We start from the raw sequence: 18,719 nt of genomic DNA, 5'->3' as shown, positions 1-18,719 counted from the left end.
TGTCGTTCATTGAATCGTCACCATCTCCCCTGGCGGCCATGAGAGAAACCAGGCATGTGCGACGACGAACTGATCCCGCCGCAGGCGGACATGACCGAGCAGGACTGGCTGCGGACCGGCTCGGAGACGACGGCCGGGGGGCCGCCGATGCGCACCACGGGGCGTGTACCGCAGTTTGTGAACCGGCGGACGCTGCTGGGCGGCGCGATGGCCGGTGCGGCGCTCGCCGTGCTGCCTTCGCAGACGCAGGCGCCCGCGTCCGCGGCATCCCGTCCCGGCGCTCCGGGAGCCTTTCCGTTCCCCGAACACCCCAATGGCAACGGGGAGTTCAGCGTTCTGATCACCGGTGACGCGGGGACCGGTGACGAGGCGCAGTACGCGGTGGCGGCCGCCGCCCGGGACCTCTGCCGCGCCGAGGGCATAGGCCTCGCGGTCGGTCTCGGCGACAACATCTATGAGAACGGCCCGGAGTCCGACGACGACTCGGAGTTCCAGGACAAGTTCGAGAAGCCCAACAACGGCATCGATGTGCCGTGGCTGATGGTCCTGGGCAATCACGACTGCTCGGGGCTGATACCGGGCAGCGGCGGCGACCCGTCCCGTGGTGACCGCGAGGTCGCGTACGCCAAGACTTCGAAGCGCTGGTACATGCCGAGCCGCTACTACAGCGTGCCGCTGCCGGCCGCCGATCCGCTGGTGGAGTTCTTCGCGATCGACACCATTCCGTGGTCCTCGTACGTCGCGCAGCTCGACCCTTACTACCGGTGGGACGGGCCGTACATGCGCGAGCAGCGGAGCTGGCTGGATGGTGCGCTGAAGGCGTCGCGGGCGCGCTGGAAGGTGGTCATCGGCCATCATCCGTATCTCAACAACGGCAAGCACGGCAGCGCCGGTTCGTACGACGGTTTCGAGATCGGCAACTACACCAGCGGTATCCACCTCAAGGAGATGTACGAGCAGGTGGTATGCGGGCGGGCTGACCTGATCCTGTCCGGTCACGACCACACGCTGCAGATCCTGGAGCCGACGGCGCGTACCGGCGGCACCCGTCAGGTGGTGTGCGGGGCGTCGGCCAAGACGGAGGACGGCAAGGCGCACTTCAACCATCCGGCCGCCTGGCAGAACTTCTCCGACAACGGGTTCATGGTGCTGAAGGTGTCCGGTGCCCGGCTGACCATCGAGGCGTACACGGTCGATGTCGCGACCCGGAAGGCGACTCTGCGGCACCGGACGCGGCAGACCGCGCCGGTCGCGGCGGCGCGGTCCTACGCCTGAGGCGGGTGGCACCTGAAGCGGGTGACACCTGAAGCGGGTGAGCCGTCCCTGCGTGGCGCTCACACCCAGGACGGCTCACCCCGCTCACCTCACTGCGGATAGCTCACCAGATTGGCGACATTGCTGTTCGCGTTCGAGGGGCCTCCGGTCCCGTTGATGATGTGGTGGATGGTGCCGGTGCCGCCGAGGGAGACGGTCACCATGTCGTGGAAGCGGACGCCGGGCGTGTCGGGGACCTCGAAGGCGTGCTCGGCGGCGACGTCGCGGTTGGCGTTGAAGAAGCAGTAGCTGCCGAGCCCCCACGCCTCGTGGTTCCTGACGTGGTCGGCGACCTTGTAGGCGGCGTATCCGCGGGTGTCGCCGTTCATCCAGGAGCCCTGGTCCGGCGGGTCGTAGGGCATCTCGTTCTGGTAGAAGTACGTCCGGCCGCGCTCGCCGTTCCAGATCGTCTGGTACTGCTGGTAGTGCTCGACGAACAGGCCGTACATGGTGACGTCGTCGCCGTTGACGGTGAGGCCGTTGGCCGCGGTGTTGGTGTTCCAGCCGACGCCGTCGCCATGGTCCGCGCGCCAGATCCACAGGTGGTCACCGATGACATGTGAGCTGTTGACGACCAGGCTCTTGGCGGCTTTACCAGCTCCGGCGCCACCGACGCGGAAGAAGACGTCGTGCAGCGAGGTCGGGTCGTCGGCGTGGCCGGCGTCGGAGTCCTGCGGGCCGACCTCCATGAGGGACGGGGAGCTCTGCGTCCCGGCGTCGAGGAGCAGTCCGGCGAGCTTCACCCCGTCCACGTCGGCCACGGAGACAGCGGTGATGCCGTTGTCGGGAATGAGGGTGGCCAATCCCAGGCCGAGTACCACGGTGTCCGGTTTGGTGATCTTCAATGTCTGGTCAAGGTGGTAGACACCGGGTGTGACCAATAGGTGTTTACCAGCGTCCAGTGCCGTGTTGATCTGCGCAGCGGTCGCGCCCGGTTTCACGATGAAGAAGTCGCTCAGCGGCAGTGAGCTGCCCTGCGGGCTGCCCGAGGACCAGCTGGTGCCCTGGGAGTCCTTGCGGACGGCCGGTACGAACACCTTGTAGGCACCGGCGTCGTCCACGTACAGGAACGGCTTCTCGCGGGAGACCGGGGTGTGGTCGACGCGGGTGTAGGGCGGATCGGGGAAGTTCCCGGCGGGGGCGTTCGCCGCGCCCACGAAGACCATGTTCCAGTTGGCGCCGCTCCAGCCGCCCCATTCGGTGTTGCGGGACAGCCACTGCTGCTGGGAGCCGGAGCGCACCTGACCGTCGACCTTGGTGTCGGCCAGCAGCCCGCCGCTGGACCAGCCGCCGTCGTCCAGCTGGAGATCCCCCTTGAGGTGCATCCGGCGGTACGGCGCCGCCTGCGACACCGCCCAACGGTCCGCGCCACCGGCCGGGTTGACGGCCAGGTTCTCCGCGGACCGCCAGAAGTTCTGCGTCGCGTTGCCGTCGAACCAGTCGGCCTCGGCGTGCACGGCGCCGTTGATGGTGGTGTCGTCCGGCGAGAGCCCGAGGCCGGCGATCTGGGTGTAGAAGCCGATGTTGGCGTCCACGTCGTACGATCCCGGCTTGAACAGCAGCGCCTGCCGGGCCGCGCCGAACTGGTTGGTCTCCTGTTCCTTGAAGACGTCGTTCACGGCGCCCTGGATCTGGTCCTTGGGCGTCGAGGGGTCGAAGATCCGCACGTTGGGGCCGAGGTCGGGATCGGCCGCGGCGGCGTCGGCGTGCGGGAGGGTGAAAGTGGCGGCGCAGGCCGCCATGAGGACGGCGAGGACGGTGGCGCGGCGCGGCACCCGCATCGGGGCGCGGTCGGTCCCGGTGGGCGGGCGGCCGGAAGCCGCCCCGGAATGCGACCCGGTTGTTGGGGTGTTTCTTGCAGAGGTTCTTACGGCCGTCGGTGGCCTTTTGCGTATGTGTATGCGTATGCGCATCGCGTTCACTCCTGCCTTCGGTGATGGACGTGCTCTCGCTGACAGACGGCGGCGAGGACGGGGCCGTGCGCGGCGGCCCGTGGGCCGTCGGTGGGTTTCCCGTCCCAGGTGAAGGTGGCCGAGGCGCCGGTCGGCAGGTCGTAGGAGGCGTGCTCGCCACCCCAGTTGATGTCGGCCTTCCGGGTGCTGCCGGTGTCGTTGTAGACGATCAGCGCCTTGGAGCCGTTGGGGTTCTTCCAGGCGACGTTGGGGACGACGGTGGAGCCCGTGGAGCCGATCCGGCGGGCTCCGGGCCGTACGAACTTGGTGAGGTGGCCCATCGTGTAGTACTCGACGGTGTAGCCGACGGTGCCGTGTTTCCCGTCGCCGTTGTGCACGGTGACCAGGCCGGTGCAGCCGTCACAACCGCCGTGGTGCGGACCGCCGTTCTGGTCGACGGCGAGGGACCACTTGAGCCAGCTACTGCCCCAATTGCGGGTGTAGTCAATGAGGTTGTGCATGTCCTCCTTCTGCTGGTTGGTGATCCACCAGCCGCCGGAGTGCTCGGTGTCGTAGGTGACCAGTTCCGGGTACTTGTCGTGCACCCGGGTCTGCTCGGTGACATCGCCGCTGTAGCCGTGCCAGGCCAGGCCGCCGAAGTTGGGGTGGCGGCGGATGGCCGGGTCGTCGACGGTGGGCGCGGCGAGGTCGCGGTACCTGTCCCAGTTCCAGTCGAGTGCGAGGACCTTGGTGGTCAGGCCGGCCTTCTTCAGGGCGGGCAGCAGGTCGTTCCTGGTGAAGTAGGCCAGGCCGGAGCCGTTCCACTGCATGGACGGGTAGCCGGCACAGCAGTTGGGCTCGTTCTGGGCGGTGACGTAGTCGACGGGCACGCCCCTGGCCTTGTACGCCCGCAGGTATTTCACGAGGTAGCGGGCGTAGGTGCCGTAGTACTTCGCCCGGAGCCGGCCCTGATCGAGGCTGTCGTTGTCCTTCATCCAGGCCGGCGCGGTCCACGGCGAGGCCATCACCTTGACGTCCGGGTTGAGGCGGCGGGCGTGTGCGGTCAGCGGCAGGACGTCGGCGAGGTCGTGCCGGATGGAGAAGTGCTCGAGGCGCGGGTCGGTCCGCCCGGCGGGCATGTCGTCGTAGGTGTAGCCGAAACGGGCGAGGTCGGAGGCGCCTATGGGGTTGCGGATGAAGCTGAGGCCGATGCCTTTGTCGGGGTCGAAGAGCTTCCGCATGGTGGCGTCGCGGGTGGCATCGCTCAGCGTGCCGCTGCTGTTCATCAGCCAGCCGGCGGTGTCGGTGAAGGCCGCGCCACCGCCGTCGAACCTCTGGTACGTCTTCGACTCGTCGACGGTGATATTGCCTCCGCCGCCCGGCCGGAAGCGGACGGGGTGCTGCTTTTCCAGTCCCTTGACGACATGTCGGCCGCCGGGGTCGGACGTGGTCGTCAGGTGGACCTGGACCTGTTGGTGGGGGGTGGTATCTGGTGTGGTCGGTGGTCCGGTTACCACCGACCAGAAAGGTACGAGGGCGGCCGCGGCCGCGCCGGCCATGCCGCTCAGGGCCCGGCGGACTCTGCGCGATGTCATGCGGAGGCGCGATGGGGGGCGCGATCTCATGTGGGGGGTTGCCTTTCTGTGGCAAAGGGCAGAGCAAGCTCGCGTACACCCGCTTCTGCCCACCGGGCCGCCGCGATCACGGCCCGGCTACTGCTTCCGGCCGCTGTGGGGACGGCCGACCGCTCGGCCACATGGTTCGGTAGTTGAACATGTGCCGTCAAGAGTCATGCACGATACGGAAGTTGGTCTAGGCAAAGCCGCGTATTGCATTCAACTTATGGAGATGGGGAGGGGGGTGGGGTCAGGTAGGGCCCGGGTGTGCGTAGAGGCACGTGCACGTGGAGGCCGCGGTCTCCCGGCGGGCGTGACTCGTACCCTTCCCCCTCCCCCTCGCCAGCCGCCCCCGCGCCTCTTCACCCCCCGGAACGCGAGCCACACTCTCACCTCCTCCCCCGCCCCTTCTCCCCCGCCCGCCCTCACCCGTCCTCCGTAACGTCCACCGGCGGCCGGAGCACCTGAAATGCGGGGTTTCGAGGGCGCGCCTAAGGTGAGCGCATGGCCGCGTTCCGGTGGATATCGGCCCCGGTCGGACCCCGGGAGGTCGCCCCCTGGGGACCGATTGCCCTGACGGCCCCGCTCACTGAGAGTCCGGGAATGAATTACGCTGCGTAATTGTTGCCGGATAAAGGAGGCGTCGCGAGGCAAGGGCACCGAGGCGGAGGCCAAGCGCACAAGGCGGAGGCAGAGCGCGTGAGGCGGAGACAGAACGCGTGACCAGTCAGACCGGACCGAACGCGTGACCAGGCAGACCGGACCGCCGGACGACCAGGGCTACGACCCCCGCGCCGACCGGGAGCCGCGCCGGGTCGAGGAGGAAGTGCCCGGGGTGTCGCACCACGAGCCCATCGGCCTGCGGGAGCGTCTCGCGCTCAACCGGATGGGCACGTTCGACTGGGACCTGGACACCGGGTCCATGAAGCTGGACCCCGGTGCGCTGGACGTGTTCGACCTGCGCGCGGAGGAATACGACGGCGCGCCGCTGTCCCTGGTCTCACGGGTGCCGGACGAGGAGGGCATGCGGCTGGACTCGGCGCTGTCCCAGGCCCTGCAGGACGGCAGCTCTTCCTACGGCGCGTACTTCCGCATCCAGTGCCGCGACGGGACCATGCGCTGGACGCACTCCCAGGGGCGCATCCTGCATGACGACGGCGGGCTGCCGTACCGGATCATCGGCATCGTCCGGGAGGCTTCCAGCGAGCTGGCGGACTCGGCGCTGCTGCGCTCGCTCCAGCAGGAGCGGCAGCGGCAGACGGTGATGGTGCAGCAGATCACCGCCGAGCTGGCCCGCGCGCTGTCGGTGGCGGATGTGACGCGGGTGCTGACCGGTCCCGGGGGCGCGCGGCGGTTCGGCGCGGATGGGCTGGTGCTGGGGCTGGTCGAGGGCGGACGGTTCGAGGTCATCGCGGCCGCGGGGCTGGAGGGCGAGGTGCCCGAGGACATGATGAACTCGCGTCTGGACGACACGCTGCCGCTGTCGGACGCGGCGATCTCCCGGCGGCCCTGTTTCCTGGGCACCCGGGGCGAACTGATCGCCCGCTATCCGCGGCTGCGTCCCTACAGTGATGTCCTCCCGACGGGCAGTGCGGCCTTTCTGCCGCTGATCGCGCAGGACACCGTCATCGGGGCGCTGGGGCTGTTCAACGCCGAGCCGTCGGTGCAGTCGGCGGAGGCGAAGAACCTGGCGCTGGCGCTGGCCGGTGTCGTCGCGCAGTCGGTGCAGCGGGCCACTCTCTTCGACCAGGAGCGGGAGTTCGCGACGGGGCTGCAGGCGACGATGCTGCCGCGCCGGGTGCCGGCGATCACCGGCGGCGAGGTCGCCGTCCGCTATCACCCGGCGAGCGTCGGCAGGGACGTCGGTGGCGACTGGTACGACGTGGTTCCGCTGCCTCAGGGGCGGACCGGGCTCGTGGTGGGCGATGTGCAGGGTCATGACACCCATGCGGCCGCCGTCATGGGCCAGTTGCGGATCGCCCTGCGCGCGTACGCCAGTGAGGGGCACTCGCCGGAGACCGTGCTGGTGCGGGCCTCGCGGTTCCTGGCCGAGCTGGAGACCGAGCGGTTCGCGACCTGCACGTACATCCAGGCGGACCTGGAGTCGGGGGCGCTGCATGTGGCTCGGGCCGGCCATCTCGGCCCGCTGATCAGCGACGGTTCCGGGCATATCGACTGGCCCGAAATCCGCGGCGGGCTGCCGCTGGGCCTGGCCACCGGCTTCGGGCACGACCACTTTCCGGAGACGCAGTTGTTCCTGGAACCGGGGTCGACTCTGCTGCTGTGCACCGACGGCCTGGTGGAGCATCCCGGCCGGGACATCTCTGTGGGCATCGACGCGCTGTCCGCGGCGGTTCGGGCCGGGCCGCCTGAGCTGGACGCGCTCGCCGACCAGTTGTCGGATCATCTGTGGGCCGAGCCGGGCTCGGAGGACGATATGGCGCTCCTGCTGCTGCACCGGCTGACCGATCACCGTGCCGCCATCACGCCCCGGATGCGGCTGCATGTCCATCAGGCCGATCCGGCGGGCACCGCGGAGGTGCGTTCGGCGCTGCGCCGGACGCTGGACCAGTGGCGGGCGGGCGAGGTCTCGCACAACGTCGAGGTCGCCGCGTCCGAGCTGATCGCCAACGCGCTGACGCACACCGAGAGCGGTGCCCTGGTCACCGTGGAGCTGGTGCCCGGCACGGAGCGGCGGGAGCGGCGGATGATCCGGCTGGAGGTCGAGGACCGGTCCAGCCAGTGGCCGCGTCGCCGGCGCCCCGGCGAGACCGCCACGTCCGGGCGGGGCCTGTTGCTGGTGGAGGCACTCGCGGACCGCTGGGGCGCGGAGCCGCGGGGCTCGGGCAAGGCGCTGTGGTGCGAGTTCGTGGTGGCGGATGGGCGGGAGTCGCGGGAGTCAGGTGATGGTGAGGGGAGGGAGTTGGGGGACGCGTGAGGGGCAGGGCCAGGGGGTGGGCGGAGTCGGGGCGCCGCAGCGCGCATCACCGCGTCCGCGGATTCGGGTCGGCGTGTCCGCGGATTCGGTCAGGGGGCGCTGGGGCCGAGCCGACCAACCTGGCCGTAGGCCGGCTCGACCTGACGGGAACGTACACCTCGGGGGTGGGTGCGGGAACCGGTGCGGGGAGGCACTTGGGGGCGGTGCGGGGTGAGATGGCACTCACCCCGCACTCCTCACGCTCCTCACCCGTCAGGCTCCTGCTCCTCGGGCTCCTACCCATCGGGGCCTACTCCCCCGTCTCACTCCTCGGGGCCGTACCACACCGTCGTCATGTTGCAGAACTCGCGGATGCCGTGCCCGGACAGCTCGCGTCCGTAGCCGGAGCGCTTGGCGCCGCCGAAGGGCAGGCCGGGGTGGGAGGCGGTCATGCCGTTGAAGAACACGCCGCCTGCTTGCAAGTCCCGTGCGAGTCGGGTCTGTTCATCGGCGTCCCGGGTCCAGGCGTTGGAACTGAGGCCGAATGTGGTGTCGTTGGCGACCGTCACCGCCTCGTCGAGGTCCTCCACGCGGTAGAGCGTGGCGACCGGGCCGAACGCCTCCTCGTGGTGGATGCGCATCTCGGCGGTGATGCCGTCGAGCACCGTCGGCTCGTAGAACCAGCCGCTGTGGTGGTCCGGCGGGCGGCGGCCGCCGCAGAGTGCCCGGGCGCCACGGTGCACCGCGTCATCGACCAGTTCTTCCAGGTCGGAGCGGCCCTGCTCGCTGGAGAGCGGCCCGACGTCGGTGTCCTCCTCCATCGGGTCGCCGACGGTCAGCGCGGCCATCCCGGCGACGAAGCGTTCGGCGAACGCGTCGTAGACGTCGGTGTGGACGATGAACCGTTTGGCCGCGATGCAGGACTGTCCGTTGTTCTGGACCCGTGCGGTGACGGCGGTGCGGGCCGCCTTGTCGAGGTCGGCCGACGGCAGTACGAGGAAGGGGTCGCTGCCGCCGAGTTCGAGGACGGTCTTCTTGACCTCGTCACCGGCGATGGAGGCGACGGAGCGGCCGGCGACCTCGCTGCCGGTCAGGGTCGCGGCGGCGACCCGCGGGTCGCGCAGGATGTCCTCGACGGCGCCGGAGCCGACCAGCAGGGTCTGGAAGCAGCCCTCGGGGAAGCCGGCTCTGCGGAAGAGTTCGTCGAGGTAGAGCGCGGTCTGCGGGACGTTCGACGCGTGCTTGAGCAGTCCGGTGTTGCCCGCCATCAGGGCGGGTGCGGCGAACCGTACGACCTGCCAGAGCGGGAAGTTCCACGGCATCACCGCGAGGACGGTGCCCAGCGGGCGGTAGCGCACGACGGCGCGCACCGCGCCGGAGTCCTGGACGTCGGCGGGGTCGGGCTGTTCGTCGGCGAGGAGTTCCTCGGCGTGGGTTGCGTACCAGCGCATGGTTTTGGCGCATTTGGCGGCCTCCGCGCGCGCCGCGACCAGCGTCTTCCCCATCTCGGTGGTCATGGTGCGGGCGATGGTGTCCTGGTCGGCGTCGAGCAGGTCGGCGGCCTTGAGCAGCAGGTCGGCTCGATGGGCGAAGGATGTGTCGCGGTACTGCTGGAAGGCCTGCTCGGCCCGGATCAGGTGGTCTTCGATCTCGCCCGCGTTGAGCGCGTCGAAGGTTTTGAGGGTCTCGCCGGTGGCCGGGTTGACCGTGGCGATGGCCATGGTCTGCACCTCCTTCGGTGGGCGGACGGCTCCTTGGTGCCCCTGGGTCTCTCCTGAGTCGAGTCGCTTCTGAGTGAAGTCGCTCCTGGCTCGCCCTGGGGCTGGTGTAAGGGGCAGGTGTCTGACGTGTGGGAGTCGTGGCTCTAGGAGAGCGGAGAGGGGGCGGGGGACGGCTCGGGGACCGGGTCCGGGTCGGGTCCGGGCGGACGCGGTATCGGGGACGGTTCCGGTTCTCCGGGGCCGGGCGGTCCGGGTACGGGGGGCGGACCGGGGAGCGGCTCCGGGGCGGGGCCGGGACCGGGGCCTCCGGGGTCCGGAGGCGGAACGGGCTGAGGATCGCGTTCGAGGGCGCGGTCACTGCGGGTAAGCGGTTGCCGCTGCACTGCGGGCCTCCAGGGTGGGACGGCTGAGCACATGGGACATAAGCCCCCGTACCCGAGTCTGGCCCGTCCATGGCCACGACGCACGGTGGATTTGGTGGGTGGGGTGGGGCCGTACGGGTGCCGGGCGGGGCGGCCGGGGGCGGGACGTGGCCGGGCGGGTCCGGAGTGGGGGCGGGGGGCCGTACGGGTTAGGGGCGGGCCGGCCAGGATCACGGCGGGGCCGGGGCCGTAGGGCCGGGAGCGGGAGCTGGGCGGGATCCGTGCGGCGTGGGGTGGGGGCATCCGGCGGGGGTTAGGAAGGGGCGGGAGAGGAACCGGGGGCGGGGGGAATTGGGGGCTGGCGGGAATCGGGCGAGGTCGGGGTGAGGGCAGGGGACGAGGCCAGAGACGAGATCGGGGGCGGGGTCAGGGGCGGGGTCAGGGATGGGATCAGGGATGGGATCGGGGGTGAGGTCAGGGTGAGGTCCGGGTCTGATCAGGGATGGGTCGGGCGGGATCAGGGGCCGGTTCGGGCAGGATTTGGAGTGGGGCCCGCACCACCCTTCGGAGTGGCCGCCCGCGCCGCCCCGGCCCGGAGCGACCCCGCCCCCCGTAGCCCGCGCATGTGACCTGTTTGGGCGGCGACCGGCGGGGCTCCCGCGCTCTACATTGCGGGCATGCCGATGACGCGTACGCGTACGACCAGGAATCGAAGCGGCAGGAGGAGCGGGACGCGCGGCAGGATCGCGGCGATCGTCGCGACCCTGTCGGTGGTGATCGGTGGCGCCACCACCGTCCCGGCGGCCGTAGCGGCCGCGCCCGCCGGCCGTGTCCCGCTCCCCTATCTGATGGCCGACACGGGCGGTGGTGATCAGCTCATCACCGCCGTCGCGCCCGGGACGGGTTCCACCACGGGGACCGTGACGTGGTGGCAGTGGCACAAGGGCCGCTGGCGGCAGGCCGGTTCGGCGCCGGCGCGCTTCGGGTCCCGCGGGCTGACCGAGGGCAGCACCCGTGAGCAGGGCACCTCCACCACGCCGACCGGGCTGTACGACCTGCCGTTCGCCTTCGGGATCGCTCCGGCGCCGGACGGCACCACCACCCCGTACCGTCGTGTCGGCCCGGATTCCTGGTGGTGCGAGGACAACGCCTCCACCTCCTACAACCGCTGGGTGGAGCCACTGCCGCGGGACTGCGCGGCCGCCGAGTCCGAGCGGCTGGCGGACTATCCGGTGCAGTACAGCCGGGCCCTGGTCACCGGGTTCAACTACCACCGTCCGGTGCACGGCCGCGGCGCCGGGATCTTCCTCCATGTCAATGGGAAGGGCGCGACGGCGGGCTGTGTGTCCGTACCTGCCGGGGCGATGGCGCAGATCCTGTCGTGGGTACGGCCGTCCGCGCACCCCCATATCGCCATCGGCACGGCGCACGGGCAGACGGCCATCACCCGCTACTGACCTCTGACCAGTGGCTACTGGCCAGTGGTCGGAGGTCAGTGGTCACTGGTCAGTGCCAGTAGCCCCAACCACCTGACGTCACCTGCCGCCGACCGCTCCCCCGCTCAGCGGAAAGTGGCAAGCCACTCGGTGGCCCGGTGTCTCGGGCTCGGCGGGTGGTGGTTCCGTGGTGGCGCACAGTTCGGTGGCGGACGGGCAGCGGGTGCGGAAGCGGCACCCGGAGGGTGGGGCGGCGGCCGAGGGGGTTTCGCCGGCGAGTGGGGTGCCGGCGGGGGTGGCGTCCGGGTCCGGGGCGTTGACCGTGTCGAGCAGCCCTCGGGTGTACGGGTGCAGCGGGCGGGCGAAGACCCGCTCGGCGGGGCCGGTCTCGACCAGTTTGCCGAGGTACATGACGCCGACCGAGTCCGCGAGGTGCCGCACCACCGCCAGGTCGTGGGAGATGAAGAGGTAGCTGAGTCCCTTCTCGCGCTGCAGGTCGCGCATCAGGTTCAGGATCTGGGCCTGGACGGACACGTCGAGCGCGGAGACCGGTTCGTCGGCGACGACGAGGGACGGTGCCAGTGCGAGGGCGCGGGCCAGGCCGAGGCGCTGGCGCTGGCCGCCGGAGAACTCGTGCGGGTAGCGGTTCACCGAGCCGCGCGGCAGCCCGACGTCGTCCAGCAGTCCGGCGATCCGGCGCCGTTGCTCGGCCGAGTCGCCGATGCGCTGGATGGCCAGGGGTTCGCGCAGTATGGCCCCCACCCGCATCCGGGGGTCCATGGCCGCGTAGGAGTCCTGGAACATCAGCTGCACCTCGCGTCGGTGCGCGCGGAGCTCCCGCTTGGTCAGGGTGGTGATGTCGCGGTCGGCGAAACGAATGGTGCCGCTGGTGGGTGCCTCCAGGCCGACGACCATCCGGCCGAGGGTGGACTTGCCGCAGCCGGATTCCCCCACGATGCCGAAGGTCTCGCCGCGCCGCACCGTGAGCGAGATCCCGGCTACGGCGCTGACCTGCGACGCGGCGGTTCTTCTGCGGACGAAGGGGCCGCCGTGCAGTGGATAGGACTTGGTGACGCCGACGAGCCGCAGCAGCGTTTCCTCGGTGCGTTCCGGGGGCGCGGCGGGCGCGGGCTGCTCCGGGCGCGGGCGGACCTCAGCCGCTTCGGTGGTCGCGGTGGTCTCGGTGGTCTCGGTACCCCCGACAGCCACGTCGATCACGTCGACCGAGGCGGCGGCGCCGGCTTCCGGGCCGCCCGGATGGAAGCAGGCGACGGCATGCCCGGTGCCACTGTCGCAGGTCGGCTCCGGCTCGGCAGTGCGGCAGATCTCTGTGGCGAAGCCGCAGCGTGGTGCGAAGCGGCAGCCCACGGGGCGGGTGGCGAGGGACGGCGGCAGCCCGGGGATGGTGAGCAACGTGCGGGCGCCGTCCGTGGTGCGTTCGGGGAGCGCCGCGAACAGGGCTTGGGTGTAGCGGTGTCGCGGGGTGGCGAACAGGGGGCGTACGGGGGCTCGTTCGGCGATCCGGCCGCCGTACATCACCGCCACTCGGTCGACCCGGCGGGCGATCACGCCGAGGTCGTGGGTGACCAGGATCATCGCCATGCCGAGGCGTTCGCGCAGCTCGTCGATGAGTTCCAGGATCTGGTGCTGGGTGGTGACGTCGAGGGCGGTGGTGGGCTCGTCGGCGATCAGCAGGCGGGGTTCGCAGACCAGTGCCATGGCGATCGCGACGCGCTGCCGCATACCGCCGCTGAGCTGGTGCGGATAGTTCCTCATCCGCTCGGTGGGGCGGGGCATGCCGACCAGCCGCAGCGTTTCCTCGGCTTTCGCCCAGGCTTCGGTTTTCGTCAACTCGGTGTGGAGCAGGAGGGGTTCGGCGACCTGGGCGCCGATGGTGAGGGTGGGGTTGAGGGAGGTCAGTGGGTCCTGGAAGACCATGCCGATGGTGTTGCCGCGGATGTCTCGCAGGGCGGTTTCCGGTGTGGTGGCCAGGTCCGTACCGTCGAAGAGGATCCGGCCTCCGGTGACTTTGCCGCCGTTGGGGAGCAGGCGGAGGACGGACAGTGCGGTCATCGTCTTGCCGCAGCCGGATTCGCCGACGATGCCGAGCGCTTCGCCGGGGGCGAGGTCGAGGTCGACGCCGTCGAGGGCATGGATGGTGCGGCCGCGGCGGCCGGTGATGTCGACGTGCAGGTCCTCGATGGTGAGGAGCTTGTCGGTCATGGTCGGTTGCCTCGGCTCTTCTGGAGTCGTGCGCATGATGTCCGGACGTGCACGTCAGCTCTTCTCGAGTCGTACGTCGAACGCGTCCCGCAGCCCGTCGCCGATGAAGTTGAACGCGGCCACGACCAGCACGATCGCGATGCCCGGCGGGAAGATCAGCCACCAGTGGCCGACCTGGGTGTAGGTGATGCCGGCGGAGAGCATCGAGCCCCAGTCGGCGGCGGGTGGCGGGATGGACAGGCCCAGGAAGGACAGGTAGGCGACGTAGAGGATGGCGTCGGCGATCTGGAAGGTGGCGTTGACGATGACGGTGCCGATGGCGTTGGGGAGGATGTGCCGGAATACCGCACGGCTTCCGCCGCCGCCCATCAGCCGCATCGCGTGGAGGTAGTCGCGGCTGCGCAGGGCGAGCGCCTCGCCGCGGATCAGTCGGGCCGGGGAGAGCCAGGCGACGGAGGCGATGATCAGGATGAGTACGGGTTTGCTGGGTGTGACGATGGCGGCGACCACGACGAGCAGGAAGAGGGCCGGGATGGCGAGCGCGGCGTCCGTGATGCGCATCATGGCGGCGTCGGCCCAGCCGCCGAGGTAGCCCGCGACCGCGCCGTAGACCGTGCCGAGGAGGGTGGCCAACAGTCCTGCTGCCAGGCCGACTTCGAGGGATGTGCGGCCGCCGTACATGAGGCGGCCGAGCAGGTCGTAGCCGAGGTCGGTGGTGCCGAGGGGGTGGTTGCCGCCGGGGGCGAGGCCGGCCTGGGAGAGGTCGGTGTGGATCTGGTCGGTGGGGTGGATCAGTGGTCCGAGGAAGCAGAAGGTGAGCAGGCCGAGCAGCACCAGTGCGCCGGTCAGGGCGAGCTTGTTGCGGGTGAAGACGGCGAGGGTGCGGCGGGCCGGTCCGGGGGTGGCGGGGGCCGTCTCGGAGACGGGGGCATCGGTGGCGGTCATGTCACGCTCCTGATGCGCGGATCGAGGACGGCGTAGGCGATGTCGGTGAGGAGGGAGCCGAGGACGGTGGCGACGCCGGCGACGAGGGTGACGCCGAGCAGGACCGGGAAGTCGGAGCCCTGGGCGGCGTTCCAGAACAGCAGCCCCATTCCCGGGTAGTTGAACATCGACTCGACGACGAGGGTGCCGCTGAAGAGGGTGGGGAGGTGGAGGCCGAGGAGGGTGGCCAGGGGGATGAGGGCGTTGCGGAGGACGTGGCGGGCCATGATGCGGGCGTTGGACTGGCCTTTGGCGCGGGCGGTGCGGACGTATTCCTCGCTGAGGTTGTCGAGGACGGCGGAGCGTGTGTAGCGGCTGAAGGCGGCGATGATGCCGAGCGCTGCTGTGACGACGGGGAGTACGAGGGCGGGCAGGTCGGTGAGGATGCCGCCGAGGGTGTCGGCCTGGGGTGCCTCGGCGGGGAGCAGCTGGAGTTGCTGGCTGAAGACGAGGATGAGGACGAGGCCGAGGAAGAAGACCGGGGTGGCGTAGGCGAGGAAGGCCGCGCCGGTCAGGAGGTAGTCGGCGGCTTTGCCGCGGCGTACGGCCTGGAGGATGCCGAGCGGGACGGCGAGGAGTGCGGCGAGTGTGAGGGCCAGGCCTGCGAGCAGGGCGGTCTTGGGCAGTCGTTCGCCGAGCAGGGAGGCGACTGTCTGGTTGAGTTTGTATGACTCGCCGAGGTCGCCGGAGAGCAGCCGTCCGAGGTACATGACGTACTGCTGGGGCAGTGAGCGGTCGTATCCCTGTTGGTGATTGAAGTGGGCGATGGCTTCGGGGGTGGCCTGGACGCCGAGGATGGCGCGGGCCGGGCCGCCGGGGAGCATGTGCAGCAGGACGAAGACGATGACGGAGACGAGCAGCAGGACTGTGGCGGCCTGCGCGATGCGCTTGGTCAGGAAGCGGATCATTTGCCGGCTCCCCCCTTGCCCTCCCCGCTCCGCGCCCCGTTCTTCGTTTTCTTTACGAAATACCAGTACTGGGGTGCGAGGCTGAGCGTCGGGTTCTGGTCGATGCCGCGCAGGTCGTTTCGGATGGCGGAGACCTGGTAGGCGGGGTTGGGGGTCCATAGGACCGGGAGTTGGCGGGCGACCTCGCGGCCGTAATCGCGCATGGCGGTCGGGGCGTCGGAGTATTCGGTTTTCCGGATCAGCCGGTCGGTGCGTGGCTCGGACCAATTGCCCATGTTGGAGGGGGCGTTGGTGGCGAAGATTTTTTCTCCGCTGGGGTCGGGCGGGAAGTACCAGCTGCCCTGGGTGCCGAAGAAGCCGAGCTGCCATTCGGAGCAGATGGGTTCGGACTTCTTGCAGGGGACGGTGGTTCCCAGGACGGTGTTGAGTGGCTGCTGCCGGATGTCGAGGGTGATGCCGGCCTTGCCGAATTCGGATTTGATGGCCTGCATGGTGTTGGAGGTCTCGGTCGAGCCGGATTGGGAGAGCAGCGAGAGCCGTAGTTCCTGGCCGTTTTTGATGCCCGCGCCGCATTGCCTGGTGCTGTTTCCCGGCCGTACGCAGCGGAGTTGTCCGCTATGGTCGGCCCAGCCGTGGGCGGCGAGCAGCGCCTTGGCTTTCTTGGGGTCGTACGGGTAGGGGTTGCCGTCGAGGAGGCCGGCGGGGACCGGGCCGAGGGTGGGCGCGGCGCTGCCGTGCCAGATGACCTTGGAGATGGTGGGCTGGTCGATGAGGTGCTGGAGGGCTTGGCGCAGGTAGGCCTGGTGCAGCAGTGGGCCGGCTGTGGGGTGGTGGAAGTTGAGGACGATGTAGGTGATCGCCCAGCCTTCCCATGGGTCGATGCGGTAGCCCATTTCTTTGAACTTGGCGGACTGTGCCATGACGGAGGGCGGGATGTAGCCGTAGTCGACGCCGCCGGCGCGCAGCACATTGAATTCGGCGTCGGCGGTGGTGAAGGGTTTGAGGATCACCCGGTCGAGGTGGGGCTTGTCCGGTCCCCGGTATTTCTTGTTGGGTACCAGGGACACCTGTCCCGAGGTGCTCCACTTTTCGATGCGCCAGGGCCCGTTGACGGTCTTCCAGAGCGGGTCGCTGTCGAAGGTGGAGAGCTTTTTGGCGTGTCGCATCAGCCGGGCGAAGGCGTGTTTCGGGTCCTGGTGGTCGGGGTTCCAGGCGTGGGCGGGGAGGGCGACGAAGTCCTGGAGTTCGTTGGCGGTGAACCATGTCGGGTTGTAGGGGCGGTCGAGCCGGAGCCGGAAGGTGCGGTCGTCGACGATCTCGAATGCCTTGACGTCGTCCGGCATGAGTTTGGGTGAATAGCCGGCCCATTCCTTCTTGTTGTGCTTGATCAGGTCGAACCAGAATTTCACGTCGCGGGTGGTGACGGGTGTGCCGTCGGACCACTCGTAGCCCTTTTTCAGGGTGATGCTGACGGTGTCGTTGCCGTCGCTGTAGTGGGGTTGTTCGGCGAGACCGCGGGGGGAGTCCATGGTCAGCGCCGCGCCCTTTTGCACGGGTTGGAACAGCGGCAGGAAGAGGAGGTTCTGGATGGCGCTGTTGTGCGAGGCCAGATAGCCGGGGGCGCCGATGGGGAAGATCCAGTTGGGGGTGGAGGCGGGCGGCAGGGCCATGGTGGCGGTGCCGCCTTCGATGCGGGTGCCGCCGGTGGGCCCGACATCGGTGACAACGTTGCCACGCGGGCCGCAGCCGGCGAGTACGACGATGCCGAGCAGGGCCGCGACCAGAATGCGTTCCACGGGCCCGCGTATCCGTGTGCTGCGCAGGCCCATGCTGCCTCCGAGAGGTCTGCCGGTCGAAGAATGCGAGCAAAGTACGGACGGCCGTGAAAGGAAGTCAAGGGCTTGACGGAGCAGGTGTCGAGATCTGGCGGGATCTGGTGAGGCGACGCGAACTGAGCTCTACTGTAAGGGAGTTGAGCCACACACTTACTTCGATCGCCGAAGTAAGTGATCGCCACCCCGAGCCGAAAGGTCCCGAGCCGAAAGGCCCCGTGCCGAATGGCCCCCATGCCCCCCTCGGACGAGCTGCCCGGTTCCGCCGCGCATGTCCTCGAACTCGTCGCCAGCGGCTCCGCCACCTCCCGCGCGGACCTCGTGCGGGAACTGGGGCTGGCCGCCTCCACCGTCTCCACGCGCGTGCAGGAGCTGGTCGACGCCGGGCTGCTGACCGAGTCCGGCGAGGGTGCGTCGCGCGGCGGCCGGCGGCCGCGGCTGCTGCGGGTCGTGGCCCAGGGGGCCGTGGCGCTCGCCGCCGACCTGGGCAGCCATCACATCCGTACCGGGGCCGTCGGGCTGACCGGCGCCCCGTTCGACATCGACGAGTACACCTTCGATCTGACCGCCGGGCCCGAACCCGCCCTGGACGTGCTCGCCGAACGGCTGACGGCGCTGGCCGAGCGGCAGCACGCGGCCGGTCGTACCGTCCGCGGTGTCGGCGTCGGTTTCCCCGGCCCGGTGGACACCGACGGCGGGCGGATCATCGCCCCGTCGCGGATGCCCGGCTGGCATCTCTACGAGCTGCGCGACCGGCTTGCCGACCGCCTCGGCCTGCCGGTGCTGCTCGACAACGACGCCAATGTGCTGGCACTGGGCGAGCAACGTGCCGCGCATCCGACGCTGCGGCATCTCGTCGTCGTCAAGGCGGGCCGCGGTATCGGCTCCGGCGTCATCAGCGGCGGCCGGCTCTACCGCGGGGCCGGCGGCTCGGCCGGTGACATCAGCCATGTCCGGGTGGACGCGGCCGCCGAACGCCCCTGCTCCTGCGGCAACATAGGCTGCCTGGAGACGGTGGCGAGCGGCGCCGCGATCGCCGCCGCGCTGCGCGGCCGGGGCATCGCCGCGGACTCCACCACCGACATCCTCCGCCTCGTGGAGAACGGTGAACCGCATGCCACCACCCTCGTACGGCAGGCCGGCCGGGACATCGGTGCGGTGCTGGCCGTCGTCGTGAACTTCTTCAACCCCGAGGCGGTGATCCTGGGTGGCGCGCTGTCCGGCGCGGAGCCGCTGGTCGCCGCGGTGCGCGGGGTGCTGTACGAGCGCTGTCTGCCGATGGCGACCCGCGAGCTCACCATTGACGCCGCGACGTGCGGTCCGGATGCGGGGCTGCTCGGCGCGGGGCATGCGGCGCTGCGCGAGCCGGCACCGGCGGACGGGCTGCGGAGCCGCGCCGCGGGTCGCACCTGACCACTGTGCCCGACCACTCCTGACCACTCCTCTCCTGACCACTGTGCCTGACCACTCCTGACCACTCCCCGGCCGCCTGCCGGCCACTCGCCCCCAGGGAA

10 protein-coding genes and 1 pseudogene are annotated in these 18,719 nt (G+C 70.0%); 4 read left to right on the top strand and 7 right to left on the bottom strand.

From position 1 onward, the window contains the following. Window positions 1-54 precede the first annotated feature (54 nt). The gene (locus FCH28_RS05830; RefSeq protein WP_136738615.1) at window positions 55-1,275 is read left to right on the top strand and encodes a metallophosphoesterase; all 1,221 of its coding nucleotides are present in this window, start codon (window positions 55-57) and stop codon (window positions 1,273-1,275) included. Between the two features lie 89 nt (window positions 1,276-1,364). Here the strand turns inward: FCH28_RS05830 and FCH28_RS05825 are convergent, their stop codons facing one another. Both FCH28_RS05825 and FCH28_RS05820 read right to left on the bottom strand, forming a co-directional pair. Further along, window positions 1,365-3,095, bottom strand: coding sequence for a coagulation factor 5/8 type domain-containing protein (locus FCH28_RS05825; protein WP_136738614.1), 1,731 nt, complete (start codon window positions 3,093-3,095; stop codon window positions 1,365-1,367). 173 nt (window positions 3,096-3,268) lie between these two features. Further along, a pseudogene (locus FCH28_RS05820) lies at window positions 3,269-4,831 on the bottom strand (glycoside hydrolase family 30 protein); the annotation flags it as partial. 736 nt (window positions 4,832-5,567) lie between these two features. On the opposite strand from FCH28_RS05820, the gene FCH28_RS05815 reads away from it, so the two are divergent. Beyond that, window positions 5,568-7,760, top strand: coding sequence for a SpoIIE family protein phosphatase (locus FCH28_RS05815; RefSeq protein ID WP_136738612.1), 2,193 nt, complete (start codon window positions 5,568-5,570; stop codon window positions 7,758-7,760). Window positions 7,761-8,062: 302 nt separating this feature from the next. Here FCH28_RS05815 and FCH28_RS05810 read toward each other — a convergent pair whose 3' ends face one another. Next, window positions 8,063-9,460, bottom strand: a complete 1,398-nt coding sequence (locus FCH28_RS05810) for an NADP-dependent succinic semialdehyde dehydrogenase (RefSeq protein ID WP_136738611.1) — start codon at window positions 9,458-9,460, stop codon at window positions 8,063-8,065. A 1,039-nt stretch (window positions 9,461-10,499) separates the two neighbouring features. Between FCH28_RS05810 and FCH28_RS05800 the strand changes: the two genes are divergently transcribed. Further along, window positions 10,500-11,279: a L,D-transpeptidase family protein gene (locus FCH28_RS05800; protein WP_246102443.1), complete on the top strand. Its 780-nt coding sequence runs from the start codon at window positions 10,500-10,502 to the stop codon at window positions 11,277-11,279. A gap of 78 nt (window positions 11,280-11,357) precedes the next feature. On the opposite strand, the gene FCH28_RS05795 is transcribed toward FCH28_RS05800, so the two are convergent. Genes FCH28_RS05795 through FCH28_RS05780 form a run of 4 tightly spaced genes read right to left on the bottom strand, consistent with a single transcriptional unit; the run spans window position 11,358 to window position 17,169 of the window. Further along, window positions 11,358-13,481, bottom strand: coding sequence for a dipeptide ABC transporter ATP-binding protein (locus FCH28_RS05795; RefSeq protein WP_136738610.1), 2,124 nt, complete (start codon window positions 13,479-13,481; stop codon window positions 11,358-11,360). Between the two features lie 54 nt (window positions 13,482-13,535). Then, window positions 13,536-14,426, bottom strand: a complete 891-nt coding sequence (locus FCH28_RS05790; protein ID WP_136738609.1) for an ABC transporter permease — start codon at window positions 14,424-14,426, stop codon at window positions 13,536-13,538. Beyond that, complete coding sequence (locus FCH28_RS05785) at window positions 14,423-15,373, bottom strand: ABC transporter permease (protein ID WP_136738608.1); 951 nt, start codon at window positions 15,371-15,373, stop codon at window positions 14,423-14,425. Before FCH28_RS05785 ends, FCH28_RS05790 begins: the two co-directional genes overlap by 4 nt. Further along, complete coding sequence (locus FCH28_RS05780; protein WP_246102441.1) at window positions 15,370-17,169, bottom strand: peptide ABC transporter substrate-binding protein; 1,800 nt, start codon at window positions 17,167-17,169, stop codon at window positions 15,370-15,372. The genes FCH28_RS05785 and FCH28_RS05780 overlap by 4 nt, the downstream gene beginning before the upstream one ends. A gap of 270 nt (window positions 17,170-17,439) precedes the next feature. On the opposite strand from FCH28_RS05780, the gene FCH28_RS05775 reads away from it, so the two are divergent. Then, entirely contained in the window at window positions 17,440-18,618 is a 1,179-nt protein-coding gene (locus FCH28_RS05775) for an ROK family transcriptional regulator (RefSeq protein ID WP_136738606.1), read from the top strand. The last annotated feature ends 101 nt before the right edge of the window (window positions 18,619-18,719 follow it).

This window comes from Streptomyces piniterrae (assembly GCF_005048155.1).
Classification (GTDB): Bacteria; Actinomycetota; Actinomycetes; order Streptomycetales; family Streptomycetaceae; genus Streptomyces; species Streptomyces piniterrae.
This window is presented reverse-complemented; position numbering and strand designations above follow the sequence as displayed.